16 protein-coding genes are annotated in these 15,869 nt (G+C 70.2%); 9 read left to right on the plus strand and 7 right to left on the minus strand.

Annotated elements, in window-relative coordinates; translation table 11 throughout:
* Positions 1–108: 108 nt before the first annotated feature.
* Positions 109–498, plus strand: a complete 390-nt coding sequence (locus tag DOE79_RS05500; protein ID WP_120337625.1) for a hypothetical protein — start codon at positions 109–111, stop codon at positions 496–498.
* Positions 499–616: 118 nt separating this feature from the next.
* On the opposite strand, the gene DOE79_RS05505 is transcribed toward DOE79_RS05500, so the two are convergent.
* Positions 617–1,489, minus strand: coding sequence for a PHP domain-containing protein (locus tag DOE79_RS05505; protein ID WP_120337626.1), 873 nt, complete (start codon positions 1,487–1,489; stop codon positions 617–619).
* 55 nt (positions 1,490–1,544) lie between these two features.
* Between DOE79_RS05505 and DOE79_RS05510 the strand changes: the two genes are divergently transcribed.
* Positions 1,545–2,636 carry an endonuclease/exonuclease/phosphatase family protein gene (locus DOE79_RS05510; RefSeq protein WP_120337627.1) on the plus strand — a complete coding sequence of 364 codons (1,092 nt, stop codon included), beginning with the start codon at positions 1,545–1,547 and terminating at the stop codon, positions 2,634–2,636.
* A gap of 66 nt (positions 2,637–2,702) precedes the next feature.
* The gene (locus DOE79_RS05515) at positions 2,703–4,244 is read left to right on the plus strand and encodes an aminopeptidase P family protein (RefSeq protein ID WP_120337628.1); all 1,542 of its coding nucleotides are present in this window, start codon (positions 2,703–2,705) and stop codon (positions 4,242–4,244) included.
* 176 nt (positions 4,245–4,420) lie between these two features.
* Here the strand turns inward: DOE79_RS05515 and DOE79_RS05520 are convergent, their stop codons facing one another.
* On the minus strand, positions 4,421–5,158 hold the full coding sequence (locus tag DOE79_RS05520) for a YflT domain-containing protein (protein WP_245977138.1): 738 nt from the start codon (positions 5,156–5,158) through the stop codon (positions 4,421–4,423).
* Between the two features lie 169 nt (positions 5,159–5,327).
* Here DOE79_RS05520 and DOE79_RS05525 point away from each other — a divergent pair, with 169 nt between their 5' ends.
* From DOE79_RS05525 to DOE79_RS05540, 4 genes are all read left to right on the plus strand, one after another.
* A complete protein-coding gene (locus DOE79_RS05525) occupies positions 5,328–6,659 on the plus strand; it encodes a magnesium transporter MgtE N-terminal domain-containing protein (RefSeq protein WP_066594140.1) in 1,332 nt (443 codons plus the stop codon).
* Complete coding sequence (locus DOE79_RS05530; RefSeq protein ID WP_084020718.1) at positions 6,646–7,281, plus strand: DUF1003 domain-containing protein; 636 nt, start codon at positions 6,646–6,648, stop codon at positions 7,279–7,281. Before DOE79_RS05525 ends, DOE79_RS05530 begins: the two co-directional genes overlap by 14 nt.
* On the plus strand, positions 7,274–8,428 hold the full coding sequence (locus tag DOE79_RS05535; RefSeq protein WP_245977139.1) for a P-loop NTPase: 1,155 nt from the start codon (positions 7,274–7,276) through the stop codon (positions 8,426–8,428). Before DOE79_RS05530 ends, DOE79_RS05535 begins: the two co-directional genes overlap by 8 nt.
* A 64-nt stretch (positions 8,429–8,492) precedes the next feature.
* Positions 8,493–10,043 carry a succinic semialdehyde dehydrogenase gene (locus tag DOE79_RS05540; protein ID WP_120337629.1) on the plus strand — a complete coding sequence of 517 codons (1,551 nt, stop codon included), beginning with the start codon at positions 8,493–8,495 and terminating at the stop codon, positions 10,041–10,043.
* Between the two features lie 186 nt (positions 10,044–10,229).
* Here the strand turns inward: DOE79_RS05540 and DOE79_RS05545 are convergent, their stop codons facing one another.
* Complete coding sequence (locus tag DOE79_RS05545) at positions 10,230–10,847, minus strand: hypothetical protein (RefSeq protein ID WP_162942609.1); 618 nt, start codon at positions 10,845–10,847, stop codon at positions 10,230–10,232.
* A gap of 143 nt (positions 10,848–10,990) precedes the next feature.
* Positions 10,991–11,374, minus strand: coding sequence for a twin-arginine translocase TatA/TatE family subunit (locus DOE79_RS05550; RefSeq protein ID WP_120337631.1), 384 nt, complete (start codon positions 11,372–11,374; stop codon positions 10,991–10,993).
* 88 nt (positions 11,375–11,462) lie between these two features.
* Here DOE79_RS05550 and DOE79_RS05555 point away from each other — a divergent pair, with 88 nt between their 5' ends.
* Positions 11,463–12,095, plus strand: a complete 633-nt coding sequence (locus tag DOE79_RS05555; RefSeq protein ID WP_120337632.1) for an O-methyltransferase — start codon at positions 11,463–11,465, stop codon at positions 12,093–12,095.
* Positions 12,096–12,205: 110 nt separating this feature from the next.
* Here the strand turns inward: DOE79_RS05555 and DOE79_RS05560 are convergent, their stop codons facing one another.
* From DOE79_RS05560 to dapE, 3 genes are all read right to left on the minus strand, one after another.
* Positions 12,206–12,382, minus strand: a complete 177-nt coding sequence (locus tag DOE79_RS05560) for a DUF3117 domain-containing protein (protein WP_084021373.1) — start codon at positions 12,380–12,382, stop codon at positions 12,206–12,208.
* A 61-nt stretch (positions 12,383–12,443) separates the two neighbouring features.
* On the minus strand, positions 12,444–13,685 hold the full coding sequence (locus tag DOE79_RS05565) for a hypothetical protein (RefSeq protein WP_120337633.1): 1,242 nt from the start codon (positions 13,683–13,685) through the stop codon (positions 12,444–12,446).
* A gap of 2 nt (positions 13,686–13,687) precedes the next feature.
* Positions 13,688–14,803 carry a succinyl-diaminopimelate desuccinylase gene (gene dapE, locus DOE79_RS05570; RefSeq protein WP_120337634.1) on the minus strand — a complete coding sequence of 372 codons (1,116 nt, stop codon included), beginning with the start codon at positions 14,801–14,803 and terminating at the stop codon, positions 13,688–13,690.
* A gap of 17 nt (positions 14,804–14,820) precedes the next feature.
* On the opposite strand from dapE, the gene dapD reads away from it, so the two are divergent.
* Positions 14,821–15,819 carry a 2,3,4,5-tetrahydropyridine-2,6-dicarboxylate N-succinyltransferase gene (gene dapD / locus DOE79_RS05575; RefSeq protein WP_120337635.1) on the plus strand — a complete coding sequence of 333 codons (999 nt, stop codon included), beginning with the start codon at positions 14,821–14,823 and terminating at the stop codon, positions 15,817–15,819.
* The last annotated feature ends 50 nt before the right edge of the window (positions 15,820–15,869 follow it).

Consider the following 15,869-nt stretch of genomic DNA (forward strand, 5'->3'; position numbering starts at 1 on the left):
CGCAAAACGCCCCCTCAGCGCCAGGAACAGGTCATTAAGCGGCACCTCGCGACTGGTCGGCACTACGCTCACACCATGGACATCGATGTCACGGCTGAAAGCTGACTGATGCGCACCTGGGCGCTCGTCCCGGTTCTCGGCGCCATCGTCCTTCTCGCCGGGTGCAGCGTCTCACCGTTCAACGTGCTGAGCGACGAGCAACGCATCGATCTGCGCGACGGCGCGAGTGCCTACCAGCAGGAGGTTCTGGCGGACCTCGTCGTCGACGAAGCCGAGTACCGGCAAGCCATGAGCGACTGGCATGGCTGCGTCGCTGCCGCGGGCGCCGAAGCGTCCGAGATCACCCAGAATGGCCAACAGCTGGGTTTCGAGTACTCCGTCGAGGCCGCCAACGAAGACGCCCTCGCCCTGATCCAGGCCCCGGCGGACGCTTGTCTGCCGGAGTACTTCGACGTCATCTCCCGGGTATGGGTCTCGCAGGAGACCAAGCTCAGTTGAACAGACGGCTCCGGGCCACCGCCGAGTTGCCAGTTCCGGCCGCTTGAACGTTGCCGAAGGGGCGCCAACTGGCAACTCACCGGGCGGCCCGGTAGGGCGACCCAGTTGGACAGCCGGGTTAGGCGGGGGTGACCGGCGCCGAGCCGCGGCCCTCGGCCACGATGCGCTCCAGAACCTCGGGCGTTGTGGTGTTCTCGCCGAGCCGGTTCGGTTTGCCCTCCCCGTGGTAGTCGCTGGACCCGGTGATGGCCAGACCGTACTTCTCGGCGAGCATGGTGAGCCGCGCGGTGGCCTCCGGCTTGTTCTCCCGGTGCCGCAGCTCCAACCCGAACAGGCCGGCGCCCACAAGCGCCGCCAGCCGGCTCTCGGCCATCACGTCGGCGACGCCCCGGGTGGCCGGATGCGCGATCACGGGAACTCCCCCGGCCGCACGGACGAGCGTCACGGCTCGTAGCGGGTCCGGCGCGTAGTGCGGCTGGTAGTAGCCCGCCTCCCAGTGCAGGATGCCCGCGAACGCCTCGCTGCGGGTGAGCGCGAGGCCGTTGGCCACGAGGGCGTCCGCGATGTGCGGCCGTCCCACGGTTCCGCCGGTGGTGGTCTGGGCGAGCACGTCGTCCCAGGTGATCTCGTAGTCGGCGCCGATCCGGGCCACCATCTGCTCCGCCCGCGTGAGCCTGGCCTTGCGGATGTGCGCGGTCTCCGCGACGATCCCGGCATCCGACGGATCGAAGAGGTAGGCGAGCAGGTGGATGCTCGCGTGCCCGACGCGGGTGCTGAACTCCATGCCAGGGATCAGGGTGATCCCCGCGGTCCGGGCCGCCACCGAGGCCTCCGACCAGCCGGCCGTGGAGTCATGGTCGGTGAGTGCCACAGTGCCCAGTCCCGCTGCCGCGGCGGCGCGCACGAGCTGCGACGGGGTCTCGGTGCCGTCGGAGACGCTGGAGTGGGTGTGCAGGTCGATCGGACCCGTGGAACGCCGTTCGACTGCCATTCCCCCATGCTAGTTGGCCGCGGAATCCAGCCTGGTCGCTTACAGTGACTCATCTATGTTCTCTTTCCTCTTCCGCACCCTGATCGTCGTCGCGGCACTGATGTGCCTCACCGTCCTGGCGTGGCCGCAGCTCTTCGGCCTGCAGAACACCTGGGTGGTGGCGCACGCGGTTTCTCTGCGCGGCCTCGCCGTGGTGGTGGCCGCCGCACTGCTGGCACTGCTGGCGATTGTGTTCCTTCTCGGGCGGTCCTTCCGCGGTACGACGGCAGTTCTCATGGTGTTCCTTGCGCTGTTCGGCGCGGTCAACGTGGGCGTCCTGCTGCACCGGGGTGCGGCATCCGCCCTGCCCGCCCCGGCGCGGGCCGCGGATGCGCCGGCCGACGCTCCGGCCGACACCGGCACCGAGGCGACGGCGTCGATCACCGTGCTGAGCTGGAACACCCTCGGGGACGCGCCGGGCGCCGACGCCATCGCCGCGCTCGCCCTGGCGGAACAGGCCGACGTGGTCACCCTGCCCGAGACCACGGAGGAGACCGGGGTGCTGATCGCGGAGGCCATGCGCGCCGCCGGCCGGCCCATGTGGGTGCACACGGTGTCGTTCGACCTCATCTCCAAGGCCAGGTCGACGACCCTACTGATCAGCCCGGACCTCGGCGACTACGCGGTCACGTCCGCGGAGGGATCCGGACCGCCCGGCAACACCAATGTGCTGCCCACTGTGGTGGCGGAGCCCGTCGACGGCAGCGGCCCCACGATCGTGGCCGTGCACGCCGTCGCGCCGATCCAGTGGGAGATGACCAACTGGCGCTCCGACCTGGACTGGCTGGCCGAACAGTGCGACGGCGCCGGCTCCGGCGCGAACGGCGTGATCATGGCCGGCGACTTCAACGCCACCCTCGACCACTTCGCCGGCCGGGCCGATGCCGAGGGCGCCGCTCTCGGATCCTGCCGGGATGCTGCGCTGACCGCCGGCTCCGCCGGCGTGGGCACCTGGCCCGCCTGGGCGCCCACCCTGCTCGGCTCCCCCATCGATCATGTGCTGGCCACGGCCAACTGGCAGGTCGATGCCATGAGCGTGATCCAGACCGAAGACGCCGCCGGCAGCGACCACCGGCCGGTCGTCGCGACGCTCTCCCCCGCGGGCTGACCCTGGCCGACCTGCCCCGACCCGGCCCTCGCGCATCCGGTGCGGTACGGGTGGGAGAATGGGGGCATGGCTGATTCCACCGACACCGCACCTGCCCCCGCCGCCCGCTCGAACGAGAACCGGTCGACCACGCCCGGCTCGGAAGGGTTCAAGGAGTTCATCTCCAGCGGCTGGGCCGAGCGCACCGATGAGCTGCCGCCGGCCCGCGAGCAGGCGCCGTTCGCCGCCGCCCGGCGCGAGCGGGTCTCCAAGCTCTACCCGGGTCAGCGCCTGATCGTTCCGGCCGGCCGGCTCAAGCAGCGCGCCAACGACACCGACTACGCGTTCCGCGCGCACTCCGCCTTCGCCCACCTCACCGGGTGGGGCAGCGACTCCGAGCCCGGTGCCGTGCTCGTCTTCGAGCCCACCGCCACAGGCCACGAGGCCACGGTGTACTTCCGGGAGCGTGCCGGCCGCGACTCCGACGAGTTCTACGCCAACTCCGAGATCGGCGAGTTCTGGATCGGCCCGCGGCCCTCCATCGCCCAGGTCGCCAGCGACCTCGCCGTCACGGTGCGCGGTATCGACGACTTCGCCGCGGTTCTCGGCCGGGTCGACAGCGAGACCCTGCTCGTGCGCGAGGCCGACCCGTTCCTCACCGGCCAGGTCGACGACGCCCGCCTCCGCAACTCCGCCGAGCGGATGCTCACGGCCAACGCGTCCGACGCCCCGTTCAGCATCGAGATCAACAGCGAACACGACGCCGATGCCATCCTCGCCCGCGACCTGTCCGAACTACGCCTGGTCAAGGACGCTTACGAGATCGGCCAGATGCGCCTCGCCGTGGCGGCCACCGCCCGCGGCTTCGAGGACGTCATCCGCGACCTGCCCCGCTCCAGCGCCCACGAGCGCGGCGAGCGCCTGGTGGAGGGCGTCTTCAACACCCGCGCCCGTGTGGACGGCAACACCGTCGGCTACGACACCATCGCCGCTTCCGGCCCGCACGCCTGCATTCTGCACTGGACCCGCAACGACGGCCCCGTCGTGCCGGGCGATGTGATGCTGCTCGACGCGGGCGTCGAGGTGGACAGCTACTACACCGCCGACATCACCCGCACCCTGCCGGTCACCGGCACCTTCACGGATGTGCAGCGCCGCGTCTACGATGCCGTGCGCGAGGCCGCCGACGCGGCCTTCCTGGTCGCCAAGCCGGGCGCCGTCTTCCGGGAGGTGCACGCGGCCGCGATGGCCGTGATCGCCCGGCACACCGCCGACTGGGGCATGCTGCCGGTCACCGCCGAGGAGGCGCTGCAGCCGGAGAACGGCCAGCACCGCCGCTACATGGTGCACGGCACCAGCCACCACCTCGGCCTCGACGTGCACGACTGCGCCCAGGCCCGCCGCGACATGTACATCGACGGCGTGATCGAGCCCGGCATGGTCTTCACCATCGAGCCCGGCCTGTACTTCCAGCTCGACGACCTCACTGTGCCCGCCGAGTACCGCGGCATCGGTGTGCGTATCGAAGACGACATCCTGGTCACCGAGACCGGCGCCGAGAACCTCTCGGCCGGCATCCCGCGGGACTCCGCAGCGGTCGAGGCCTGGATGGCCGCCCTGCAGGCCTAACCACCCGCAACTGTTCCCCGTCCGGACTTCTGCGCCCGGTACGCCGGGCGCAGATGTCCGCTTCGGGCACACTCGGGCTGAGCACACACGCGACGCAACGCCGAGCGGCTGTGGCAGCGCGGAATGTGGGGTCGGCTCGGCTCTCTGCAGCTGGCGCTCGGCTACAGCGCGGCTGCTTAGCGGGCGGGGTCGACCGGGCCGGAAACCGGGGGCTCGGCCACGGGCGGCGGTCCGGCGGCCGGCGGGGCCGACACGGGAGGCGCCGGCTGACCGTACGCGGGCGGCGCGGTGGGCTGCTCGGTCGGCCCGGTCTCGCCGTATGCGGGCGGCTGGTTCGACGGCGGAGTCGGTCCGCCGGCAGCGGGCGGCTCCGGGGCCGAGCGCGGCGGGTCGGACGGGTGCGGAGCCGCGGCAGCGGCGGGCTCGGCCTGGCCGGCCAGCAGGTTGCGGGCCTTGTTGAGCAGTTCGACGTTCACGATCACCTGGTAGTTGCCGGCGATCACCTGCATGGTCGAGGTGAAGTCCTTGCGGCGGCGGTTGAGCGCGTAGCTCACCAGCCCGAACAGCATGCCGAACCCGGCGCCCATGAGCACGGCCGCGAACACGAACGGCAGGCCGGCGCCATCCGGCGAGAAGATGAAGAACAGCAGCCCGAAGAACACCCCGAGCCAGGCTCCGGATGCCGCCCCGGCCAGTGCGACCCGGCTCCAGGTGAGCTTGCCGGTCACCCGTTCAACGGTCTTGAGGTCGTTGCCCACGATGGAGAGCTGCTTCACGGGGAAGTCGGCCTTGGCGAGAACGTCCACGGCCAGCTGGGCCTCGTTGTAGGTCTCGTACGTCGCCACGACCTCGCCCTTGGGCAGGACCGGATACAGTGCGGCGGCGCGGCCGCCGAAGGGGCTCTGAGAGGACATGCCCCCATTCTTCCACGATCCGCCCGGATACCAGCAGGGGCCGCTGTGCATCCAGTGGGAGAATGCCCCGATGAGGGCTCCAACACCGGCCACACGCCGGCCGTCGACTGCAGTTGACGCAGCGCGGTGCCACGGGTGCCGTGCGGCGCGCACAAGCTAAGTTAGAGGTGTGGCAAACACCAGAGTCTTCGTCGCCCGACTGGCCGGGTGCAACGTCTTCGACCCCGCGGGCGACCGCGTGGGCAAGGTCCGCGACGTGCTGGTGGTCTACCGAAAAGACGACCCGCCCCGCGTGGTCGGCCTGATCGTCGAAATCCCCGGCAAACGCCGGGTGTTCGTCTCGATCGGCCGGGTCACCAGCATCGGCAGCGGCCAGATCATCACCACAGGCCTGATCAACGTGCGCCGCTTCGAGCAGCGCGGCGGTGAGGTGCGAGTGATCGCCGAGATGCTCGGCCGCCGGGTCGCGTTCAACGACGGCTCGGGCGAGGCCACCATCGAAGACGTCGCGATCGAGGAGTCCGCCCAGGGCGACTGGGCGATCAGCCAATTGTTCGTGCGCCGCCCCAAGGCCAGCTCGTCACTGTTCGCCAAGGGCGCTACGGCCTTCGCCAACTGGGACGAGGTCTACGAGAAGGTCACCGCGGGCGAGTCCCAGTCGGCCGAGCAGCTCATCGCCACCTACTCGGACATGAAGCCCGCCGACCTCGCGAACACCCTGCTCGACCTACCCAGGCAGCGCATGTTCGAGGTGGCCGAGGAGCTGCCCGACGGCCGGCTGGCCGACGTGCTCGAGGAGATGCCCGAGAGCGAGCAGGTGGGCATCCTCACCCGCCTCGGCGACTCGCGCGCCGCCGAGGTGCTCGACCACATGCAGCCCGACGACGCCGCCGACCTCATCGCCCAACTGCCGGAGGAGCGCGGCGAGCAGCTGCTCGACCTGATGGAGCCAGAGGAAGCCGACGACGTGCGGTTCCTGCTCTCCTACGCCCCGGACACCGCCGGCGGTCTGATGACCACCGAACCGATCATCGTCTCGGCCGACGCCACCGTGGCCGAGGGCCTCGCACTCATCCGCCGGCACGACCTGGCGCCCGCGCTGGGCGCCGCGATCTGCGTCACCTTGCCGCCCTACGAGCCGCCCACCGGCCGGTTCCTGGGCATGGTGCACTTCCAACGGATGCTGCGCTACCCGCCGCACGAACGCCTCGGCACGCTGCTCGACCTGGGTCTGGAGCCCGTCACCGCGGACACCTCGGCCGCCGAGGTCACCCGCATCCTGGCCAGCTACGACCTGGTCTCCGTTCCGGTCGTCGACGACAACCACCGACTCGTCGGGGTGGTGACGATTGATGACGTGCTCGACTACCTGCTGCCGGACGACTGGCGAAGTCACGACGGCAACGACGAGGTGCGTAAACGTGCCACGGCCAGAACCCAGCTGATGACAGGCAGTATCCCGCTACCCGGTGGACGGAGGCACGACAATGGCACGAGCTAACAAGTCGGAGCTCCGCCTCGACACGCCCAAGGGCCTGCGCACCACCAACCTGGTCGGGCGCAAGCGCAACGGACGCAGCAACGACAGGTTCGGCCGGCTCACTGAGGCGATCGCCCGCGGCATGGGCACCCCCTGGTTCCTGCTGGGCCTGACCCTCTTCACGGTCTTCTGGATCAGCTGGAACACGCTCTCCCCGATCAGCCTGCGCTTCGACTCGATCGAGCTCGGCTTCATCGCGCTCACCCTGGTGCTCTCACTGCAGGCGTCGTACGCCGCTCCGCTGATCCTGCTCGCGCAGAACCGGCAGGACGACCGCGACCGGGTGCAGTTCGAGCAGGACCGGCAGCGCGCCGAACGCAACCTGGCCGACACCGAGTACCTCGCCCGTGAGGTCGTGGCCCTCCGCCTGGGCATGAAGGACCTCGCCTCCAAGGACTTCCTCCGCGCGGAACTGCGCGCCATGCTCGACAACCTCGACCAGCGTGACGAGCAGGCGCGCCGCGAAAGCGAGGCCGCCCGCGACCGCGAGAGCCGCGAGTTGGAGAGCCGGGAACGCGAGGGCAGCATCAGCCGTGCCGCCGCCGATCGCCGCAGCGCCCAGGAGGCGCACCCGATTGACTGAGAATCGGGTTCTGGCCGCCCTCGCCCGCGTCATCGACCCGGAGATCCGCAAACCCATCACCGAGCTCGACATGGTGTCGGGTGTCACGATCGACGCCGACGGCGGCGCCACCGTGGACATCCGGCTCACCATCGCCGGCTGCCCGGCGGCCACCCGCATCGAGACGGATGTGCGCGAGGCGACCGAATCCGTCGTCGGGGAGGGCCTGGCCCGCGTGGTCGTCTCGGTGATGACCCCCGAGCAGCGCCGCGCCATGACCGAGAAGCTCCGCGGCGGCCAGGGCGCCCGCAGCCTGCAGTTCTCCCCCGACTCGCTCACCCGCATCTACGCGATCACCAGCGGCAAGGGCGGCGTGGGCAAGTCCACCGTCACCGCCAACCTGGCCGTCGCCCTGGCCGCGCGGGGCCTCCGCGTGGGCATCGTCGACGCCGATGTCTACGGCTTCTCGATCCCGGGCCTCCTCGGCCTGGTCACCCCGCCGGCCACGCCCGGCGGCCAGTCCGGTATGGTCAAGCCCACCCAGGTGGGCGACATGATCCTGCCGCCGATCGGCTACGACGTGAAGGTCATCTCGATCGGCATGTTCGTCGACGACACCTCGGTGGCCGTCGCCTGGCGCGGCCCGATGCTGCACCGCACCATCACCCAGTTCCTCACCGAGGTCTACTTCGGCGACCTCGACATCCTGCTGCTCGACCTGCCGCCGGGCACCGGCGACATCGCCATCTCGGTGGGTCAGCTGCTGCCGCACGCCGAGGTCATCGTGGTCACCACCCCGCAGCCGGCCGCCTCCGACATCTCCGAGCGCAGCGGCGCCGTGGCCCGGCACACCGGCCAGTCGATCTACGGCGTCATCGAGAACATGTCCGGGCTGATGCAGCCCGACGGCACCATGCTGGAGATCTTCGGCTCCGGAGGCGGCGCCGAGGTCGCCGCCCGGCTCTCCGCCGGTCAGGACACCCCGGTGCCGCTGCTCGGCCAGGTACCGCTCTCCGTCGCCCTGCGCAGCGGCGGCGACACGGGCATCCCGGTGGTGCTCGGCGACCCGGCCGACCCAGCGGCGGCGGCCATCCAGGCCATCGCCGACCGGCTGGCCACCCGCGGACGCGGCCTGGCCGGGCTGAGCCTGGGCATCTCCCCGCGCTGACCCGGCCCCGCGAGCCGCCTCCCCCTCGCGCGTGCGCTGCGGCACACGTGTCTAGACTGCCCCCATGACTTCCGCCACGTTGGAACTCCCGTTCATCGCCGAACTCGCCCGCGACATCCGCTCCACCTCCGGTGACACGGTCACGGTCATCGCCCCCTTCACCGGGCAACCGCTGCACGCGCTGCCGCTGAGCAGTCCGCAGGACGTCACGGATGCCTACGCCCGCGCCCGCCTCGCCCAGATCGGCTGGGCCCGAGCCGGATTCGCCCACCGCCGAGCGGTGCTGCTGAAGGCCCACGACCTGCTGCTGAGCCGGCGCGAGAGCCTGCTCGACACCCTGCAGACCGAGACCGGCAAGACCCGCGGGCAGGCGTTCGAGGAGGTCTTCCAGGCCGCCGGGGTCACCCGGTACAACGCCCTCGCCGCCCGGCGGGTGCTCGGCGGTGAGCGGCGCAGGTCCGGCCTGCCGGTGCTCGTGACCACCCGGGTGCGCTACCGGCCCAAGGGCGTCGCCGGGGTCATCACCCCGTGGAACTTCCCGCTCAGCCTGGCCGCGATGGACGTCGTCCCCGCGCTGGCCGCCGGCTGCGGAGTGGTGCAGAAGGCCGACAACCAGGGGACGCTGAGCATCCTGATGCTGCGCCGGGCGTTCATCGACGCCGGGGTGCCGGCCGACCTCTGGGCCGTCGTGACCGGGCCGGGCTCCGAGATCGGCAGCGCGGTCACGGCCGGCGCCGACTACGTGTGCTTCACCGGCTCGACACCCACGGGCATCCAGGTGGGCGAACAGGCGGCGAGCACCCTCATCGGGGCGTCGCTCGAGCTGGGCGGCAAGAACCCGATGATCGTGCTCGACGACGTCGACCCCCACCGCGCCGCAGCCCAGGCCGCGTACGCCTGCTTCTCGTCGCTCGGGCAGCTCTGCGTGTCGATCGAGCGCATCTACGTGCAGCGGGCGGTCGCGGAGCGCTTCCTGCAGGAGTTCAGCACTCTCACCCGGGCCCTGCTGCTCGGCTCCGGCCTGGACTACCGGGCGGACGTCGGTTCGCTCACCTCGCAGGACCAACTGGACCGGGTCACCAGGCACGTGCAGGATGCGGTGTCCCACGGCGCCACTGTGCACGCGGGCGGCCGGGGCCGGCCCGACCTCGGCCCGTACTTCTTCGAGCCCACGATCCTCACCGGCGTCACCCCGGCCATGCTCTGCTTCGCCGACGAGACGTTCGGACCGGTGGTGTCGGTGTCGGTGGTCGACACCGAGCAGGAGGCGATCCTCGCCGCCAACGACAGCGCCTACGGGCTGAACGCGGCGGTGCTCAGCGGCTCCGCCCGGCGAGGCCTGCGCGTGGCCGGCGCGCTGGAGGCCGGGAGCGTCAACGTGAACGAGGGCTACCGCGGCTCGTTCTCCGCCGTCGACGCGCCCATGGGCGGCGTCAAGAGCTCAGGCCTGGGCCGTCGCAACGGACCAGAGGGCCTCAAGCGGTTCGTGGACCCGGTCACCATCTCCCTGGCCACCGGTGTGCTTCGACTGCCCGGAACCGGCACGGAGTTCGCGCGACTGGTGGGGCCCATGGTGCTGCTCGCCCGCACTCTGAAGGCGGCTCGTCGGCGTTAGCCCTCCCATCCCAGCCCGGGCCGTCTCACCGGGTTTCGACACGCTCAACCAGTGGTCGGGGCCGCGTCGTTAACGGTGGTCGAGCCTGTCGATACCCCGCGCCCACTCGGTGGTCAAGATCGTCGAGACCCCACGACCATCTCCGCGTTTCGCAGCCGACCCCGTCACCGCAAGAGGCTCGGCCAGTTAGTTGTTCCCGTCGTTACCGGTGACGTGCACCGCGTTGCCCCAGCAACCGGCATCCGCCCAGTGGTAGTAGTCGCCGGTGCCCGTGTCGCCATCCAGGGCGAGAGTGAAGCCTGCCTGGCGGTCCGGTTCGACATCACCGACCTGGGTCATGTCCCCTCTGTAGAAGGTGCCCTCGGAGCTCAGCCAGTTTCCCTGCCAGTCGTATCCCGCCGCGCTCATGCACTCGGTGATCAAACCGTAGAAGTACGCGTACTCCGCGGGGGTGTTGGGCACGGCGTCAGGGTTGGGGGTGCGCACCTCGACGACGTTGCCGTCGGCGGGCTGGACGTCGGAGGCGCTGTCGTTGGTGTCGGCGGATGAGTCGTCGTCAGCCGCGGCCTCGTCGAATGCGGCCACCACAGGCGTCGGGGCGGGGGTGGCGACCGATGTCGGCGCCGGAGTTGCTACGGGGGTCCGTGTGGGCTGCGCGAGGGGCTGCGCCGTGGACTGCGCTGCGGGCGCCGCTGTCGCTAACGACTGCCCGACCCCGGCAGCATAGGCCGCCACACCGAGGGACACCGTGGCCACTCCCGCGACGAAACCCAGCGCTATCAGACGACGTGTGCTTCCGCTCATGGTTCGACCTCTCCCCTGCCGGTGCGCGCCAGAGGTGCGCACTCACCCTTGACGATACTCAGGTCACCGTTCCGGCGGGTCCCCCAGTCCGAGGACTCCCGCCCTGCGGGATCGTCGGCCGCGATCATGCCGAAGGCCGAGTGTCAGGTGGCCTCGGAATCGAACGGGGCGGGACCGGTCAGGGCACCCTCGCGGGCGCGCTTGCGTTGCAGGTAGGCGCTGTCCGGGTTGACCCCGGCGCGGGAGATCATGGCAGATTGCGGCTTGACCGGTTCGTCCTCGGTGAGGGCTTCCCGGATGATCCGGCGCGGGTCATACTGGCGCGGGTCGAGCTTCTTCCAGTCGACATCGTCGAACTCCGGCCCCATCTCGTCTTTCATCCGGTCCTTGGCGCCGTTGGCCATGTCCCGTAGCTGGCGCACCAGGCGGCCGAGCTGGGCGGCGTAGTGCGGCAGCTTCTCCGGACCGAGCAGGAAGACGGCGATGATCCCGACAAGCAGGAGTTTCTCGAACGTCAGACCAAACATGCCCTCAGAATATCCCCCCGGCGAGGCATCCCCGCACCAGGGGCAGCGCGGCCCTAGGCTTATCCCATACATCTACTGGAGTTGCGGAATGTCTGACAAAGATCTGAATTGGAAATTCGCCGACGACTCGGTGGTGGAGAGCGACGCCCTGGCCCGTGCCCGCCAGCAGTCCCTCGAACTCGGCATCGACGCGATCGCCCCTTCGGTGGGCGCGCAGTCGGCCGTCGTCGCCGCCGCGACCGGTGCCCGCAGCATCCTCGAGGTGGGCACCGGGGCCGGCGTCTCCGGCATCTGGCTGCTCACGGGCGCCCCCGCGGCAACGCTGACCTCCATCGACATCGAGGTCGACCACCAGCAGCACGCCAAGGCCAACTTCCACGAGGCCGGTATCCCGGGTAACCGGGTGCGGCTCATCACGGGCCGCGCCGCCGAGGTGCTTCCCCGCATGAACGAGAACTCCTACGACATCGTGTTCGTGGATGCCGACCCGCAGTCGGTCATCGAATACGTCGAGCACGGCCTGCGCCTGGCCCGGCCGGGCGGCACCGTGCTCGTGGCGCACGCTCTGTGGCGCGGCCGGGTGGCCGACCCCGCTCAGCGCGACGAGGTCGCCACCGGCTTCCGTACCCTGCTCAACGAGATCGCCGGATCCAAGGCCGTCATCAGCGCCCTCTCCCCCGTGGGCGACGGCCTGCTGCAGATCACCAAGCTGCGCGCCTGACCGTTTCGGCGCCGGGGGCGATCACGGCGGGAGCATCCGCTGCCGTGTGCCGGCGATGGATACAGCAATCGGCTGTGCGGAGAACCGCACAGCCGATCGGTTGAAACTTGTTATACGGCCGGGGTGACTACACCGGCGAGCGCATCGTGAAGCTCCTTGGCTTCGGCGTCGTTCACAGAGACGACGAGTCGACCTCCACCTTCGAGCGGTACACGCACGATGATAAGGCGCCCCTCCTTTACAGCCTCCATTGGCCCGTCTCCGGTCCGTGGCTTCATGGCCGCCATGAACTCCCCTTCCATTCGTAGTCGTAGTCCTATTATCGACCATTCGGCCGTCAGACAGTAATTAGGGCGGGGTCCAATCGGCCCCGTCGACGCCCCAGCAGAGCAGAAGCCAGCCCCATTGGCCGCAAACGAGCAGCAGTGTGACCACAACGCGGTACACGATGCTGCGCGGCCGGGCGAGCGCGCCGAGCAGCGGGAACATCGGCATCAGCAGCCTGAAGACGCTGGACTGCGGAAAGAACACGGCCAGTAGGTAGAGCGCGTAGGACACCACCCACAGCCGCAGGTCCACTCCGAGGCTTCGCACCGCGGGGGTGAACATCAGCACCGCGAAGCCGAGGATCAGGGCGACCACCACGAGGATGCCCAGCGGCTGGCCGAGCCACCAGACGCCGCTCTGGAACCAGGCGGCGAAGGGCACCAGCTCCTGGTAGCCGATGTACGCGGAGCGCCAGGCCAGTTCGGTGTCGGTGTAGGCGGTGGCCGACCCCGTCACGGCCCAGGCGATGGCGGGCCAGGCCAACCCCATCAGACCGCTGAACACCGCAACGGATGATGCTGTGACCGCTTCGCGGGCGGGGAACGGGTCTCTGGCCCGGCTGTACCAGCGGTACCCCACGTGCAGGGCGAGGAACAAAGCGAAGGCCAGGCCGCTCGGCCGGGTGAGTGCCATGAGCGCGATCACGGGCACGAGGACCAGGTAGCGGCGTTGCAGCACCAGGAGCAGGGCCAGGGTGAGCAGCAGCAACTGCATGGACTCCGCGTAGCCGAACTGCAGCAGCGGCGACAGCGGCGCCACGCAGAACAGCAGCACGGCGAACAGGGCCGTCGACTGCGGCTGCACCCGGCGCATCAGGCGGTAGAACAGCAGCGCGGTGCCCAGGCTGCACGCGACGGACACCACGACCGCCATGGTCGCCCAGGGTGCTCCTGTGACAAGCATGAGAATCCGCACCACGGCCGGGTAGCCGGGCATGAACGCCCAGGCATTCTCGCCCACGTGGCCGTCCACCGTGACCGGCAGCACCGACGGGTAGCCGCCGACGGCGACGATGTTGTACCAGAGCGCATCCCACATGTTTGCGAACGCCGTGTAGCCGGGCTTCGCCGTCGTCCAGGGGTTCTGCCCCTGCACGCTTGCCAGCGCCAGCACGAGGGTCGTGGTCACCAGCCGGGAGAGCAGCCAGATCACGATGACCTTCTGCCACCACGGCACCATCCGGTAGCGGGCCAGCCAGCGCGCCGGCAGCGCCCGGTCGGCCGGGGCGCGCACCGGGGCCGGGGAGGCGCTGGTGGGCGTCACGGTCAGCCGATCGGCGCGGTCAGCCAGGCCCGCAGGGAGTCTTCGCAGTCGGTGATCTGGGAGAGCGCCACCCGTTCGTCGTCGGCGTGTGCCTTGAGCGGGTCGCCGGGGCCGTAGTTCACGGCCGGGATGCCCAGCGCCGAAAAGCGGGCCACATCGGTCCAGCCGTACTTGGGGCGGGGTTCGGCGCCGACGGCGTCGAGGAACTTGATCGCCAGCGGCGCGTCCAGGCCGGGCCTGGCGCCTTCTGCCAGGTCGACCACGGTGATGTCGAAGCCGGCGAACAGCTCTTCGAGGTGGGCCACGGCCTCTGCGGCCGTGCGGCTGGGCGCGAACCTGTAGTTCACGTGCACCATGCATTCGTCGGGGATGACGTTTCCGGCGATGCCGCCGGAGATTCCGACGGCGTTGAGGCCCTCGCGGTAGACCAGGCCCTCCACCTCCACCTCGCGTGGGGTGTAGGCCGCGAGGATGTCGAGGATCGGGGCGGCCTTGTGGATCGCGTTCTCGCCTACCCAGGCCCGGGCGGAGTGTGCCCGCGTGCCGAAGGTGCGCACCTCGATGCGCACGTTGCCGTTGCAGCCGCCCTCGACCTGGCTGTTGCTCGGTTCGCCCAGGATGGCGAAGTCGCCTTCGAACAGGTCGGGGCGGTTCGCCGCGAGCCGGCCCAGGCCGTTGAGGTCGGCGTTGACCTCTTCGTGGTCGTACCACATCCAGGTCACGTCGACGCTGGGGTCGGTCAGTTCGGCGGCGAGCTTGAGCTGCACGGCCACGCCGGCCTTCATGTCCACGGTGCCGCGGCCCCAGAGGTAGTCGACACCGTCGACGGTCTCGTAGCGGGTGGGCAGGTTGTCGTTCAGCGGCACGGTGTCGATGTGCCCGGCGATCACCACGCGCTGGGCGCGGCCCAGGGTGGTGCGGGCCACGATGGTGTCACCGTCGCGGATCACCTCGAGGTGCGCGGAGCCGGCCAGCGCGGTGGCAATGGCGTCGGCCAGCGGCGTCTCGTTGCCCGACACCGACTCCACATCGCAGATGGCGCGGGTCAGCTCGATCGACGACGAGGTGAGGTCGAGGGTGAGGGCGGTCTCGGCGGAATCGGTGAGGTCGTTGGGCACCCTACTAATCTAGAGCCATGGTCACCGCCCTTCCCCCCGAACACCTGTCAGATCCCTCCGCACAGACGGCGACGCACGCCTGGGGGTACGGCCTGGCCACGATCGCCGGTGACGGCACCGTGCTCGACACCTGGTTCCCGGCGCCGGCGCTGGGCGAGCTGCCTCGGGACCGGGACCGCTGGATCGTGCCCACCGAGCTGGAGGAGGCCGCAGGCCCCGACGCCCGCCGCAACGTGCGCCTCGAGGCCGTCACGGTCGAGATCGACCTGCAGGCGCCTCCCGCGGGCACCTCGGATGCCTACCTGCGGCTGCACCTGCTCTCGCACCTGCTCGTCCGGCCCAACTCGATCAACCTCGACGGCATCTTCTCTCACCTGCCCAACGTGGTCTGGACCAACGCCGGCCCGGTGTTGCCCGCCGACTTCGACAGGCTCCGGCCGTCGCTGCAGCGGCACGGTATCAGCGCCTCTGGCCTGGACAAGTTCCCGCCGCTGCTCAACTACGTCTCCCCCGACCGGGTGCGCATCGCGGACGCGTCCCGGGTGCGCCTGGGCGCCTACCTGTCCCCCGGCACCACCGTCATGCACGAGGGCTTCGTCAATTTCAATGCCGGCACCCTGGGGGTCTCGATGGTCGAGGGCCGCGTCTCGCAGGGCGTCGTGGTCGGTGACGGCGCCGACGTCGGCGGCGGCGCATCCATCATGGGCACGCTCTCGGGCGGCGGCACCCAGCGGGTCACGATCGGGCAGCGCGCGCTGCTCGGCGCCAACTCGGGCATCGGCATCTCGATCGGCGACGACTCCGTCGTGGAGGCGGGCCTGTACGTGACCGCCGGCACCAAGGTCGTGCTGCTGGACGGCACCCGCACCGCCGACGGCGCACCGCGCACGGCCAAGGCCAAGGACCTCTCCGGCGTGCCGAACCTGCTGTTCCGCCGCAACTCGCTCACCGGCGCCGTCGAGGTGCTGCCCCGTGCCGGCAGCGGCATCACCCTGAACGCGGCCCTGCACGCCTGATCCCTTCCGCGAACTGCGAGAAAAGCCCCAAGAATCCGAGATTCTTGGGG

This window comes from Cryobacterium soli (assembly GCF_003611035.1).
GTDB lineage: Bacteria > Actinomycetota > Actinomycetes > Actinomycetales > Microbacteriaceae > Cryobacterium > Cryobacterium soli.

Bases quoted from the DNA above. Each gene is read 5' to 3' on its own strand.
- DOE79_RS05560 (WP_084021373.1), bottom strand. From the start codon at position 12,382: ATGGCGGCCATGAAGCCACGGACCGGAGACGGGCCAATGGAGGCTGTA.
- DOE79_RS05545 (WP_162942609.1), bottom strand. From the start codon at position 10,847: ATGAGCGGAAGCACACGTCGTCTGATAGCGCTGGGTTTCGTCGCGGGA.
- DOE79_RS05540 (WP_120337629.1), top strand. From the start codon at position 8,493: ATGACTTCCGCCACGTTGGAACTCCCGTTCATCGCCGAACTCGCCCGC.
- DOE79_RS05550 (WP_120337631.1), bottom strand. From the start codon at position 11,374: ATGTTTGGTCTGACGTTCGAGAAACTCCTGCTTGTCGGGATCATCGCC.
- DOE79_RS05555 (WP_120337632.1), top strand. From the start codon at position 11,463: ATGTCTGACAAAGATCTGAATTGGAAATTCGCCGACGACTCGGTGGTG.
- DOE79_RS05515 (WP_120337628.1), top strand. From the start codon at position 2,703: ATGGCTGATTCCACCGACACCGCACCTGCCCCCGCCGCCCGCTCGAAC.
- DOE79_RS05530 (WP_084020718.1), top strand. From the start codon at position 6,646: ATGGCACGAGCTAACAAGTCGGAGCTCCGCCTCGACACGCCCAAGGGC.
- DOE79_RS05505 (WP_120337626.1), bottom strand. From the start codon at position 1,489: ATGGCAGTCGAACGGCGTTCCACGGGTCCGATCGACCTGCACACCCAC.
- DOE79_RS05520 (WP_245977138.1), bottom strand. From the start codon at position 5,158: ATGTCCTCTCAGAGCCCCTTCGGCGGCCGCGCCGCCGCACTGTATCCG.
- dapD (WP_120337635.1), top strand. From the start codon at position 14,821: ATGGTCACCGCCCTTCCCCCCGAACACCTGTCAGATCCCTCCGCACAG.
- DOE79_RS05510 (WP_120337627.1), top strand. From the start codon at position 1,545: ATGTTCTCTTTCCTCTTCCGCACCCTGATCGTCGTCGCGGCACTGATG.
- DOE79_RS05500 (WP_120337625.1), top strand. From the start codon at position 109: ATGCGCACCTGGGCGCTCGTCCCGGTTCTCGGCGCCATCGTCCTTCTC.